Raw genomic sequence first — 12569 nt, 5'->3', positions numbered from 1 at the left:
GCGCGGGTAAAGTCTTGTAAAGCGGCGCTGTGAAAAAAACGGCGCCCGCGGGCGCCGTCTCGTTTGGTGCATGCAGCGATCAGTGCTGCAGCAGGCCGTTCACCGGCGCCAGGTCTTCCTCGCGCAGGGTGCCGGCGGCCGACTTGAGCTTCAGGCCGTTGACGATGGTGTTGTAGCGCGCCTTGGCCAGGTCGGTGCGGGTCGAGTACAGCTGCTTCTGCGCGTTCAGCACGTCGATGTTGATGCGCACGCCGACCTGGTAGCCGAGCTTGTTCGATTCCAGCGCCGACTGGCTCGAGATCTCGGCCGCCTCCAGCGCCTTGACCTGCGCCAGCCCGCTGTTCACGCCCAGGTAGGCCTGGCGCGCCTGCAGCGCGGCGTTGCGGCGGGTCGCCTCGAGGTCGTTGCGCGCCTTGTCTTCCAGCGCGATCGACTCGCGCACTTGCGAGGTCACCGCGAAGCCGTTGAACAGCGGGATGCTCCACTGCACGCCGATCGCATTGTTTTTGGTGGTCGCCGAGTTCTGGGTCTGTCCGTCCACCTTCTGGTGGGTGGAGCTGGCCACCAGGTCCAGGGTCGGGTAGTGGCCGGCGCGGCGGCGCGAGATTTCGTGTTTGGACGATTCGACGTTCAGCTGCTGCACCTGGACCAGCGGATTCTGGTTTTCCGCCGAGCTGATCCAGTTGTCGATGGTGAGCGGCTGCGGCGCGGTCAGCGTGACACCCTGGCGCAGCGGCGCCAGGTCGCCCGGCACGGTGCCGATGATCGCCTGCAGCGCGTTGCGCTTGTTGTCCAGGTCGTTCACGGCGGCAAATTCCTGCGCCACGGTCAGGTCGTAGGCAGCCTGTGCTTCATGGGTGTCGGTGATGGTCTGGGTGCCGACCTCGAAGTTGCGCTTGGCCGAGGCCAGTTGCTCGGTCACCGCGGCTTTCTGCGCGCGCACCGATTCCAGCGTGTCCTGCGCGCCCAGCACGTCGAAATAGGCCTGCGCCACGCGCGTGATCAGGTCCTGGCGGGCCTGCGCGAACTGGGCCTCGGCGATCGCGGCGGCCAGCTTGCCCTGCTGGTACGTCTCCCAGCGGTCCCAGCGAAACAGCGGCTGGGTCAGCGAGACGCTCCAGACGTCGGTGCGCAGGTTGCTCGTCTTCTCGGTGACCAGGCCATCGACCGTGCCATCCTTCAGGACGTTGGGCGCACCCAGGTTCCACGGCGCGACGTTGGTGTCGTTCTTGGTGACGCTGCCGCTGGCGGCGATGGTCGGCAGCAATCCAGCACGCCCCTGCGTGGTCTTCTCGCGGCCCGCGGCCACCGCGGCGCGCGCGCTGGCGAACGTGGCGTCGTTGGCCAGCGCCTGCTGGTACACCTGGATCAGGTCGGTCGCTTGCGCTTCCAGCGAGAAGAAGGCGCCGGCCAGCAGCACGGCGATGAGGGGTTTCTGCATTGCTCTCTCCATCGGAGTCATCAAAAGTAGTAGGAACAGGTCAGTACTTCGGCATCGAAGGATCGACCTGCACGGCCCAGGCGTGTATCCCGCCTGTTAAATTCGTGATCTTGCTGAATCCGTTACGTTCCAGGAACGCCGCCACCTGCATGCTGCGCGCGCCGTGATGGCAGATGCAGACGATTTCGCTCTCGTCGTCCAGTTCGTTCACGCGGATCGGGATCAGGTGCATCGGGATCTGGGTCGAGCCGGCGATGTGGCAGGTCTCGAATTCCCAGTTCTCGCGCACGTCCAGCAGCAGCGGGCGTTCACGCGCCGGGTCGGCCAGCCAGCCGGCCAACTCGGGAGCGGTTATTTGTTGCATCCTCAGAACTCGAAGTGCGAGGCCACCGGCGCACCGGTCAGCGGCTTGACGTTGGTCTCGAACACCTTGACCGTGTTGTAGGCCGAGTCGGCCACACGGGTCACGATGTTGCACGACATGACCGGCGGCTCGCCGATGATCGCGGCGATGCGCCCGCCCACCTTGAGTTGCTTGAGGAAGCCTTCCGGCAGCGACTCGAGCGAGCCCGAGACCACGATCACATCGTACGGCGCGTGCGCGGGCCAGCCTTCGGCGGCGTTGCCCAGTTCCACGGTCACGTTGGTCACGCCGGCCCTGGCCAGGTTGGCTTCGGCCAGCGCCTTCAGTTCCGGCGAGATCTCGACGGCAGTCACGTGGCGGCCCTTGTAGGCCAGCAGCGCGGCCAGGTAACCCGAGCCGGCGCCCACCAGCAGCACGTCTTCGTGCTTCTTGAGCATCACTTCCTGCAGAATGCGCGCTTCGATCTTCGGCGCCAGCATTGCCTCGCCGCCCGGCAGCGGGATCTCGACGTCGGCGAACGCCAGGTTGGCGTACGCCTGCGGCACGAACTGTTCACGCTTGACCACGTGAAGCAGGTCGAGGACGTCCTGGTCCAGCACGTTCCAGGGGCGGATTTGCTGTTCGATCATGTTGAAGCGGGCTTGTTCGATATTCATCTCAATACTCGGCGGAAAAAGAAATAATCCGATATTTTATCGTTGAACTGCCTCAGGACGAACATCTTAACGACGAGCGCCCGCGAAGCAGGGGAAATTGCGACAGGTTGCAGTTTAGAGGGGATGAACGCCGAAAATTGCGGCCTGGCGTGTTTGACAACTCAGGCTGCGGGCCGGGCGCCGCTATCGGCGGGGAGCAGGCCGAACAAGGCCATGTCGAGGAAGGTGGCAAGGAAGGCGTCCGGGTTCAGCTCGGCGCGGGCGCAGGGGCCCACCGAATGCTTCCACGTGACCAGGGTGAGCATGGGTGCCATCAGCACCTGGGTCATCTGGACCACGTCCACCGGGCGGAACTCGCCGCGGGCAATGGCGCGCTCGAGCATGCCGCGGATCATCATGGTGCCGCGGGTGACCACTTCTTCCTGGTACATCTGGGCCAGCTCGGGAAAATTGCCCGCCTCGGCCATCACCAGCTTGACGATGCCGGAGGCCTTGGTCGCGCCGATGCGCTGCCACCAGTTCTGGATCACCTGGCGCAGCAGGTCGGCGCTGTGGCCTTCGAAGGCGGCGATCGAGACCTCGGCGTCGCCGATCACCGGCACGATGCTGTTGCGCACCACGGCCTTGAACAGCTCTTCCTTGTTCTCGAAGTACAAGTACAGCGTGCCCTTGGACACGCCGGCGCGGCGCGCCACATCTTCCAGGCGCGTGGAGGCGAAGCCGCGTTCGACGAACAAATCGAGGGCGGCAGCGAGCAATTCCTGCGGCCGCGCATCCTTGCGGCGTTCCCAGCGCGGCTTGTTCTCAGCAGGAAGTTGCATCAGGCAAACCAATGTAATTGTGGTTCATAAATATAGGCTGCCGTGAAATCCCCCGTCAACTGCCGCGCAGCCGCAACAGATTGAATCACAAATCCAACAAATTTCATAAATTATTGACGAAAATAGTTGCATGCGCGAAAATCGTGATTATCGCAATCATCCGCCCTGTCCGCCATGCTCAAAGATCACACTGACGTCTGCACCACACAGGAAGCTGCCGAGATTCTTGGCCTGTCGGTCACCTCGGTTCAGAAGCTGGTCGAAGGCGGCGAGATGCCGGCGTGGAAAACCCCGGGCGGGCACCGCCGCATCCCGCGCGAATCGGTGCTGGCCTTCAAGGCATCGGGCACGGTGCCGCGCCACGACAAGGGCGCCCCGACCCGCTCCACCCTGCTGGTGGTCGAGGACGAGGAGATGCAGCGCGCGGTGTTCGCGACCCAGTTCGCCAAATGGAACCTGCCGCTCGACGTCACCTTTTGCAAGAATGGCTACGAGGCGCTGATCGAAATCGGCCTGCGCGCGCCGGACATCCTGTTCCTGGACATCTCCATGCGCGGGCTGGACGGCTACGAGGTCATGGAAACCGTCCTGAACAGGCCCTCGCTGCGCGACGTCAATATCGCCATCGTCTCGGGCGTGCTGTCCGAAGAACTGGCGGCACGTGGCGGCGTGCCCCCGGGCGTCGCGTTCTTCCCCAAGCCCGTGCGCTACGACGAGCTGCGTGGTTTCGCCACCGCCTGCTGCATGCGCAAGCAGCGCCTGTATGCCTGAGGCTGCGATGACTGCGGACCGGGTCACTGGAGCGGCAGGCATGGGCGAGCCCGGCTGCATTCTGGTTGTGGAAGACAACGCGATGAACCAGCAGCTGCTGGTGCGCCAGCTCGCGCGGCTCGGCCATGCCAGCGTGGCCGTGGTCGGCAACGGGGCCGAGGCGCTGCAGTGGCTGGAACAGCACGCATGCAGCCTGGTGCTGACCGATTGCCAGATGCCGCACATGGACGGCTACGAAATGACGCGCCGGATCCGCGAGCAGGAACGCCACAGCGGACGCCACGTGCCGGTGATCGCGCTGTCGGCGGCCGTGATGGATGAGGACAAGGCCAACTGCTTTGCCGCCGGCATGGACGAGCACGTATCCAAGCCAACCCAGCTGGCCACCCTGGATGGCACCCTGCGCCGCTGGCTGGGGCCGCGGGAACCCGCTCGCACACCAGAGAAGGGGGCATCAAGGTGAGCCTGACATACCGATTGATCGACCCTGCCGTCCTGCTCGACGCGGCGGGCAACGACCAGGAAGGCTTTATCGAGCTGCTCGCGCTGTTCGTGCGGGTCGTGCCGGATGGGCTGCGCCAGCTCCAGCTGGCCGTCGATGCGGCCAGCCACCGGGACATCGCGCACCACGCGCATTCCCTCAAGAGCTGCCTGTCGCTGGTCGGCGCCCACGGCCCGGCCGGCCGGCTGGAGCAGCTCGAGCGGGCAGCGCGCGCCGGCCAGGACCTGCCCGGCGCCGGCTTCACCCTTGTTTACGAAGAGCTTATCGAGGTGATTGCAGAAGCGCTGGCGTGCCGGGTCTCGGCCAGCCAGCAGGCTTGGGCAATCACCGACATAGAAACGCCAAACCCTTGAAATATGGAGCGAACAACATGGACGCAAGAACGAATGCCGTAAGTGAAGCGCGCTGGGGCGCCCCAGTGGAGTACACCTTCTCTTGCGCGAATCCGCAGCGCTGGATCGACCGCCTGCGCGAGATGAAGCAGCTGCGCAGCGACGCCCAGCTGTGCCGCGTGCTGCAGGTGCCGCCGCCGATGATCAGCAAGATCCGCACCGGCCGCATCAACGTGAGCGCCGGCCTGATGATCCGTATTCACGAGGTCTACAACCTGCCGATCTCGGACCTGCGCAGGATGATGTCCGAACACTGACCGGTTGCGCTGCCGGCGCGTCACCCAGGACGGGTGCGCGCCGGACCGTGCGCAACAGGCAGATGGCCCGTCCTTGACAACGCGGCAATTTTCACAAGCGGGGGCCTGGCCGCCCACCTTCCAAACCATGATCAACCGCCTCAAGAGCGCCACGCCCGCCATCTTGCTGTGTGCGTTTGCGGCCATGCTCATCGCCGGCGTCTGGCTCACCACCACCAACCAGATCCGCGAAGCCCGCGAGCACCTGCTCGAGACCGCTTCGCACGACGCGGCCAGCCTGGCCCGGCTGGTGGAAGAGCATTCCGTGCGCACCATCCACTCGGCCGACCAGGCCGTGCAGTTCATCAAGCACGAATACAAGGAGCACGGCGCGCACCTGGACCTGGCGACCCTGGTCGCCGATGGCGTGATCCTGAACGATATCTTCAACCTGTACAGCATCGTCGGCCCGGACGGCGACGTTCTGCTGTCGGACAAACCGTTCGCGCCGGTCAACCTGTCCGACCGCGAACACATCCGAGTGCATCGCGAGCACCAGGTCGAGGGCCTGTACATCAGCAAGCCGGTGCTGGGACGGGTGTCGCAGAAATGGTCGATGCAGCTGACGCGCCGCATCGACGGCCCCGGCGGCCGCTTCGGCGGCGTGGTGGTGGTCTCGATGGACCCGTTTTACTTCACGCGCCTGTACGAATCGGCACGCATCGGCCCGCACAGCTCGGTCGCGCTGGTGGGGGACGACGGCATCGTGCGCGCCCGCCGCTCCGGCAACCTGAGCGAAATCGGGCAAAACGTCAGCAGCAGCAAGCTGTTTCACATCATGCGCGCCAACCTGGGCAAGGTATTCATCCGCACCAGCGTGCTCGACGGGCGCGAACGGGTGTACACGGCGCGCCGCGTGGAGGGTCAGCCGCTCATGGTGGTGGTCGGGATCGACACCGCCGACGTGCTCGACGGCTACGAACCGCTGCGCATCCAGTTGCTGCTGGAAGCGGCCGGGGTGACGTTGGCGATCGCCATCTTCACCCTGCTGCTGCTGATCCTGTTCCGCGACCTGGTCCGCAGCCGCGCCCAGGCGCTGTCGGCCAGCGCCGCCAAGAGCCAGTTCCTGTCCAACATGTCGCACGAACTGAGGACCCCGCTGAACGGCATCCTCGGCTACGCCGAATTGTTGCATGAAGACCTGCCCCAGGGCAGCGAACAACACGACTTCGCGCGCTTCATCCACGAAAGCGGCACCCATCTGCTGGCACTGGTGAACCAGGTCCTGCAACTGAACAAGATTGAATCAGGCAACGAGCGCGTGACGACGGAGGTCCTGGCCGTGCGCCCGCTGGTGCAGCAGGCGGCCAACGCGCACCGCAGCAGCGCCATGGCCAAGGGCCTGGCACTGGACTTCACGGTGGAACCGGACACGCCCGAGCTGATCGTGAGCGACCGCCTGAAGCTGACGCAGGTGCTCAACAACCTGCTCCATAACGCGGTCAAGTTCACCGAGACCGGCTCGGTGCGGCTGGAGGTGCACCGGGAAGGCGACCGGTTGCGCTTTGCCGTGAGCGACACCGGGCCGGGCATTCCGGTGGCCTTGCAGGGCAAGATTTTCGAGAAATTCTTCCAGGTCGATGCGCAGGCCGCGCGCCACAACGATGGCACCGGGCTCGGCCTGGCGCTGGTCAGTGAACTGGTGCGCATGCTGGGTGGGGAACTGACGCTGGCCTCGGAGACCGGGCGCGGCACCACCATCGCCTTCACCATCCCGTGCGTGCTGCCGCCGCAAGACGGCGACGGCAAGATGCAGGCGGCTGGCGCATGATCCGGCCCTGGCCGGAGCGGCTCAGCCCGGACCGGGTTTGCCAGGAGCGGCATCCGGCACGTTGTCGCCGCTGCCGAGCCCCCACTTCATCCAGTCGCTGCCAAAAATCTCGATCGGGTGCTGGGTCCGGTCCGACCCGTTGCCGCATGCCAGGTTGTCTGCCGGGCAATACTTGTCGCAACCCCAGCAGATGAGCTCTGGCTTGGCGGGGCTGTCGGGAAACTTCTTACTCATGTTGAAACCTCGAGTGCGGCCCCATGAAAAGCGCGACGCCAACGCGGTGCGCGGCTATCATTGCGACCTGTACCAGCCGATGCTACGCCTCGGCCCGCGCCAAATTCCATAACCCAGGTCAAACAAATGCGTAACCAGCCGCCGCCCTGCCGGCCCGGATGCGGCGCCTGCTGCACCGCGCCCTCGATCAGTTCGCCCATTCCCGGCATGCCCAAGGGCAAACCAGCCGGTGTGCGCTGCGCGCAACTGGACGACGACAATGGCTGCCGCATCTTCGGCCACCCCGAACGGCCGGCGGTCTGCGCCAGCCTGCAGCCATCGAACGAGATGTGCGGCGGTTCACGCGCGCAGGCGATGTTCTTCCTTGCCGAACTGGAACGCCTGACCGCCTGACGGGAATTCTTTGCGGCCGTCTTGCCGGGGGAGACGATGCTCGTGGTAAGCTTCGGACCCGCGCAGTTTCCTTCCGCAGCTGAAACTTTCCCAAACCATTTTCACAACACATGGACATCATCTTCGCGCTCAAGGCGGTCATCATGGGCCTGGTCGAGGGCTTTACCGAATTCCTGCCGATTTCGTCGACCGGCCACCTGATCCTGGCCGGCAGCCTGCTCAATTTCACCGACGAGCGCGCGAAGGTGTTCGACATTGCGATCCAGGCCGGGGCGATCCTGGCTGTGATGTGGGAATACCGGGCGCGCATCGGCACCGTGCTGGGCGGCATCGCGTCCGACCCGCGCCAGCAGAAATTCGCGCTCAACCTGGTGGTCGCGTTCCTGCCGGCGGCCATTTTGGGCTTTTTGTTCAACAAGGCGATCAAGGCGCACCTGTTCGCGCCGCTGCCGGTGGCGCTGGCGTTCATCGTAGGCGCGCTGGTGATTTTGTGGGCCGAGCGCCGCCACAAGACCCTGCCCGGCGCGCACCGCATCGAGACCGTGGACGACATGAGCATGATCGACGCGCTCAAGGTCGGCTGCGCCCAGGCGTTCGCGCTGATTCCCGGCACCAGCCGCTCGGGCGCGACCATCATCGGCGGCATGCTGTTCGGCCTGTCGCGCAAGGCGGCCACCGAGTTCTCGTTCTTCCTCGCCATCCCGACCCTGCTGGCGGCCACCGCCTACTCGGTGATCAAGGAACGCGCCGCGCTGTCCGCCGCCGACCTGCCGCTGTTCGGCATCGGCGGCCTGGCCGCCTTCGCCTCGGCCTTCCTGTGCGTGCGCTGGCTGCTGCGCTACATCAGCTCGCACGACTTTACCGCGTTCGCCTGGTACCGTATCGTGTTCGGGATCGTCGTGATCGCCACGGCCCATTTCGGCTGGGTGATGTGGGCGGAATAAGCCCGGGAACTTCAAGCACATGAGTACCGACCTCGGGGCGCGCGCGCTCCACCTGCTGCAGACCGTCTTTGGCTATCCCGCGTTTCGCGGGCACCAGGCCGAAATCGTCGAGCACGTGGCGGCCGGCGGCGATGCGCTGGTGCTCATGCCCACCGGCGGCGGCAAGTCGCTGTGCTACCAGATCCCGGCGCTCTTGCGCGACGGGGTGGCCGTGGTGGTTTCGCCGCTGATTGCGCTCATGCAAGACCAGGTCGATGCACTGGCCGAGGTGGGCGTGCGCGCCGCCTTCCTCAACTCGACCCAGACCTTTGACGAAGCGCTGCGCATCGAGCGCCAGGTGCGCACCGGCGACATCGATATCGTGTACGTGGCGCCCGAGCGCCTGATGACGCAGCGCTGCCTGGACCTGTTCGAGGATGCGCGCATTTCGCTGTTCGCCATCGACGAGGCGCACTGCGTGTCGCAATGGGGCCACGACTTCCGGCCCGAATACATCCGGCTGTCGATCCTGCACGAGCGCTTTCCGCAGGTGCCGCGCATTGCGCTCACCGCCACCGCCGACCAGCTGACGCGCGACGAGATCGCGCACCGCCTGCAGCTGACCGAGGCGCGCCAGTTCGTTTCCTCGTTCGACCGGCCCAACATCCGCTACCAGATTGTCGAGAAGACCAACGGCCGCAAGCAGCTGCTGGACTTCGTCACCACCGAACACGCGGGCGACTCGGGCATCGTGTACTGCCTGTCGCGCAAGAAGGTCGAGGAAACCGCCGAGTTCCTGGTCGAGAACGGCATCAAGGCGCTGCCCTACCACGCCGGCATGGAGCACGCGCAGCGCGCCGCCAACCAGGCGCGCTTCCTGCGCGAGGACAATATCGTGATGGTCGCCACCATCGCCTTCGGCATGGGTATCGACAAGCCGGATGTGCGTTTCGTCTGCCACCTCGACCTGCCCAAGAGCATCGAGGGCTACTACCAGGAGACCGGCCGCGCCGGCCGCGACGGCCTGCCCGCTTCCGCGTGGATGGCCTACGGCCTGCAGGACGTGGTGCTGCAGCGGCGCATGATCGACGAGTCGGAGGCCGACGAAGCGTTCAAGCGCGTGCTCTCGTCCAAGCTGGACGCCATGCTGGGCCTGTGCGAGACGCTGTCGTGCCGGCGCATGCGCCTGCTGGATTACTTTGGCGAGAAGTCCGGCCCGTGCGGCAACTGCGACACCTGCCTGGTGCCGCCGGTGTCGTTCGACGGCACGGTGCCGGTGCAAAAGCTGCTGTCGACCATCTACCGGGTGGACCAGCGCTTTGCGGCCGGACACGTGATCGACGTGCTGCGCGGTGCGCCAAGCGAGCGCATCAGCCAGTGGCACCACGACACGCTGTCGGTGTACGGCATCGGCAGCGAACGCAGCGAGCAGGAGTGGCGCGCAATCTTGCGCCAAGCCATTGCGCTGGGGCTGGTGACGGTGGACCACGAAAACTTCAGCTCGCTCAAGCTGACCGAGGCCGCGCGGCCCGTGCTCAAGGGCGAGAAAAAGGTGCAGCTGCGCCAGTACCAGAAGCCGGTCAAGCAAAAGCGCCAGACCGCCAGCCCGCGCGGCTATGCCGAGATCGAGCTGTCGAAATCAGAGCAGGAAATCTTCGACAAGCTGCGCTGGTGGCGCGTGGAGACGGCGCGCGCGCACGGCGTGCCGGCCTACGTGGTGTTCCAGGACGCCACGCTGCGCGAGATCGCCAAGGTCAAGCCGGGCTCGCTGGACGAGTTGCGCGGCGTGTCCGGCGTGGGCGAAAAGAAACTGGCGTCGTATGGCGACGAGATTGTCGCGCTGATTGCCGAGATGGCGTGAAGGCAGGCGTTCGTTGAACGCGTGGGCAGCGAGCTGCCCACCCTACGCCACCGAAGTTGTAGGGTGGGCAGGTTTCCTGCCCACGCGTTCAACTCCCCCAAAAGAGCACCGGCAGAAGGCGCCGGTCAGAACTTGGTCCGCACGCCGAATACGAAATTGCGCCCCGGCAGCGGCGCGATGTCCTTCAGCAGCGAGGTCGACATCCGGATATCCTCGTTCAGCAAGTTCTTGGCCAGCAGGAACCAGGTCAGGTCATGCTCGCCCAGCCGCTGCGTGTACGACAGATGTGCGTCGAGCTGGTTGTACGCCGCGGTCGGCGTGTGTTCCGATACGGCCAGCCGGTCCTGCCCGAACGCATGCGTCAGCGTCAGCCCGCCGCGCCAGGCTTGCTCCCGGTAGCCGACGCCCGCGCCGATGCGGTCGGCCGGCTGCAGCGGCAGGTTGCCGCCCGCGTCCAGCCGCCCGCGCGAGGTGTCGGCAAACACCCGGCCGGACCAGCCGGCGCCGGTCTGGTTGTAGCCCAGCTCGGCCTCGGCGCCCTGGATGTGGGCCTTGGCCTGCTCGAAAAGACGCTGGCGATACGGCCCGCCCGGGTTGCCGTCCTCGTCCACCAGCGTATCGGTCACGCGGCCGTAGATGAAGTTGCTGACGTTGTTGCGGAACAGGTTCGCCTTCCAGCGCAGCAGCCCGCTCGTCTTTTGCAGCGACAACTCGATGTTGCGCGAGCTCTCTTTCTGCAAGTCCGAATTACCGATGTCAAAGGTCTGGGTCGCGTCGTGCGGGCCGCCCGAGTACAGCTCGTCGATGGACGGCGCGCGCTGCGCGTACGAGACCGTGGCGCCGACGCTGTAGCCCGGCATGAACGGCCACAGCGCGCCAAACGAGCCGGAGCTCAGGTCGAACTGGCGCTCCTTGTTGCCCACCGGCGAACGTTTCACCGCTTCGTAGCGCAGGCCGGCGGACAGGCGCACCGGTCCGGCATCCGCTTCCTCCACGACGAACGCGGCGGCCGAGGTCGAGTGCGTGACCGGCACCGTATCCGGGCCGCCGTCCGCGCTGAGCGCCGAGAAGTGCGTATTCTCGGTCTGGAACCCGACCGTGCCGTGCAGGCCCGCCACCGGCTTGTGCTCGAGCTCGGCGCGCGTTTCCAGCGAACGGTTGGAGAACAGCGTGGCCGGGTTGCCTTGCTGGTCGAGCTCGGCATGGCGGTAGTCGGTGTAGCCAGCCTTCATGCGCAGCGACGTAAAGCCGGCCAGCGGCGCCTTGACCAGGCTGTCGAGATCGTAGCGGTCCTGCTTCTGGTCGATGCGCGAGCCCTCGGCGCTGGGAATGCCGTACAGGTTCGACAGGTGATTGGCGGACGCGCCGACATAGCCCCAGTCGTCGATGTAGGAGCCGCCCACGCCCACGCTCTTCTCATTGGTGTCGGTATGCGGCAGCCGGCCCGAGGCCGACCCCGGGTCGCCCGGCATGGCGTTGCCGGGGATCTTGTAGTCGGCCGTGTCGCGCCAGTTGGCGTCCGCGTGCAGGCCGAACTTGCCGCTGGAACCATCCACCGAGCCGGACAGGTTGCGGCCGTTATCCACGGTGCTGTAGCGGGCCTCAAGCTGGCCGCTGGCCTGCGGTGAGAGCTCGGTCGGGATGCGCTCGTTGACCACGTTGACCAGGCCGCCGATGGCGCCCGAGCCGTACAGCAGCGCGGCGGGCCCGCGCAGGATTTCGATCTGGCGCGCCACCGCGCCTTCGGAGGCGACCGCATGGTCGTTCGACAGGCCGGACACGTCCGAGGTGGCCATGCCGTTTTCGAGCATCTTGACGCGCGCACCTTCCATGCCGCGAATGATCGGGCGCGAGGCGCCGGCGCCGAACGCCGACGCCGACACGCCCAGTTCCTGGGACAGGGTGTCGCCCAGCGAGCTGCCGATCTTGTCGCGCAGTTCGTCGCCGCCCAGCACCTTGGCCGGGTTCAGGATCTGGTCGCTCTCGGCGCCGCGGATGGCGGAACCGGTGACGACCACCTTGGTCATCGGGGCGGCACCGGACTGGGCAAAGGCCGGGGCGCCGCACGCCAGCAGGACCGCGCTGGCGATCAGCGTACGTTGAATATGCATGTTACATCCTCAAGCAAAACTGATAACGGACAG

The 12569-nt window shown here is 65.9% G+C and carries 14 protein-coding genes; 8 read left to right on the top strand and 6 right to left on the bottom strand.

Annotated features, from left to right (window positions below; translation table 11 throughout):
• Nucleotides 1–79 precede the first annotated feature (79 nt).
• The 4 genes from NX773_RS13870 to NX773_RS13855 all read right to left on the bottom strand — a co-directional run bounded on the left by NX773_RS13870 (nt 80) and on the right by NX773_RS13855 (nt 3282).
• Nucleotides 80–1441 carry a TolC family outer membrane protein gene (locus tag NX773_RS13870; RefSeq protein WP_258856914.1) on the bottom strand — a complete coding sequence of 454 codons (1362 nt, stop codon included), beginning with the start codon at nt 1439–1441 and terminating at the stop codon, nt 80–82.
• A gap of 40 nt (nt 1442–1481) precedes the next feature.
• A complete protein-coding gene (locus NX773_RS13865; protein WP_258856913.1) occupies nt 1482–1805 on the bottom strand; it encodes a rhodanese-like domain-containing protein in 324 nt (107 codons plus the stop codon).
• Between the two features lie 2 nt (nt 1806–1807).
• Nucleotides 1808–2461, bottom strand: coding sequence for a protein-L-isoaspartate O-methyltransferase family protein (locus NX773_RS13860; protein WP_258856912.1), 654 nt, complete (start codon nt 2459–2461; stop codon nt 1808–1810).
• Between the two features lie 161 nt (nt 2462–2622).
• The gene (locus NX773_RS13855) at nt 2623–3282 is read right to left on the bottom strand and encodes a TetR/AcrR family transcriptional regulator (protein ID WP_258856911.1); all 660 of its coding nucleotides are present in this window, start codon (nt 3280–3282) and stop codon (nt 2623–2625) included.
• Nucleotides 3283–3456: 174 nt separating this feature from the next.
• Here NX773_RS13855 and NX773_RS13850 point away from each other — a divergent pair, with 174 nt between their 5' ends.
• The 5 genes from NX773_RS13850 (at nt 3457) to NX773_RS13830 (ending at nt 7014) form a co-directional block, all read left to right on the top strand.
• Complete coding sequence (locus tag NX773_RS13850; protein ID WP_258856910.1) at nt 3457–4053, top strand: helix-turn-helix domain-containing protein; 597 nt, start codon at nt 3457–3459, stop codon at nt 4051–4053.
• Nucleotides 4046–4516 carry a response regulator gene (locus NX773_RS13845; RefSeq protein ID WP_258856909.1) on the top strand — a complete coding sequence of 157 codons (471 nt, stop codon included), beginning with the start codon at nt 4046–4048 and terminating at the stop codon, nt 4514–4516. Before NX773_RS13850 ends, NX773_RS13845 begins: the two co-directional genes overlap by 8 nt.
• Nucleotides 4513–4908, top strand: a complete 396-nt coding sequence (locus tag NX773_RS13840) for an Hpt domain-containing protein (RefSeq protein WP_258856908.1) — start codon at nt 4513–4515, stop codon at nt 4906–4908. The genes NX773_RS13845 and NX773_RS13840 overlap by 4 nt, the downstream gene beginning before the upstream one ends.
• Nucleotides 4909–4925: 17 nt before the next feature.
• Nucleotides 4926–5204 carry a helix-turn-helix domain-containing protein gene (locus tag NX773_RS13835; protein ID WP_258856907.1) on the top strand — a complete coding sequence of 93 codons (279 nt, stop codon included), beginning with the start codon at nt 4926–4928 and terminating at the stop codon, nt 5202–5204.
• 127 nt (nt 5205–5331) lie between these two features.
• Nucleotides 5332–7014 carry a sensor histidine kinase gene (locus tag NX773_RS13830; protein ID WP_258856906.1) on the top strand — a complete coding sequence of 561 codons (1683 nt, stop codon included), beginning with the start codon at nt 5332–5334 and terminating at the stop codon, nt 7012–7014.
• 21 nt (nt 7015–7035) lie between these two features.
• On the opposite strand, the gene NX773_RS13825 is transcribed toward NX773_RS13830, so the two are convergent.
• Nucleotides 7036–7248 carry a DUF3079 domain-containing protein gene (locus NX773_RS13825; RefSeq protein ID WP_258856905.1) on the bottom strand — a complete coding sequence of 71 codons (213 nt, stop codon included), beginning with the start codon at nt 7246–7248 and terminating at the stop codon, nt 7036–7038.
• Nucleotides 7249–7374: 126 nt separating this feature from the next.
• On the opposite strand from NX773_RS13825, the gene NX773_RS13820 reads away from it, so the two are divergent.
• The 3 genes from NX773_RS13820 to recQ all read left to right on the top strand — a co-directional run bounded on the left by NX773_RS13820 (nt 7375) and on the right by recQ (nt 10425).
• Nucleotides 7375–7641 carry a YkgJ family cysteine cluster protein gene (locus NX773_RS13820; RefSeq protein WP_258856904.1) on the top strand — a complete coding sequence of 89 codons (267 nt, stop codon included), beginning with the start codon at nt 7375–7377 and terminating at the stop codon, nt 7639–7641.
• A gap of 110 nt (nt 7642–7751) precedes the next feature.
• A complete protein-coding gene (locus NX773_RS13815) occupies nt 7752–8585 on the top strand; it encodes an undecaprenyl-diphosphate phosphatase (protein ID WP_258856903.1) in 834 nt (277 codons plus the stop codon).
• A gap of 19 nt (nt 8586–8604) precedes the next feature.
• The gene (gene recQ, locus NX773_RS13810) at nt 8605–10425 is read left to right on the top strand and encodes a DNA helicase RecQ (protein WP_258856902.1); all 1821 of its coding nucleotides are present in this window, start codon (nt 8605–8607) and stop codon (nt 10423–10425) included.
• A 125-nt stretch (nt 10426–10550) separates the two neighbouring features.
• On the opposite strand, the gene NX773_RS13805 is transcribed toward recQ, so the two are convergent.
• Nucleotides 10551–12536: a TonB-dependent receptor gene (locus NX773_RS13805; RefSeq protein WP_258856901.1), complete on the bottom strand. Its 1986-nt coding sequence runs from the start codon at nt 12534–12536 to the stop codon at nt 10551–10553.
• Nucleotides 12537–12569 lie beyond the last annotated feature (33 nt).

It is taken from the genome of Massilia solisilvae, assembly GCF_024753215.1.
GTDB classification, from domain to species: domain Bacteria; phylum Pseudomonadota; class Gammaproteobacteria; order Burkholderiales; family Burkholderiaceae_D; genus Telluria; species Telluria solisilvae.
The sequence above is the reverse complement of the archived record's forward strand: the minus strand, read 5'-3'. Positions and strand labels throughout refer to the sequence as shown.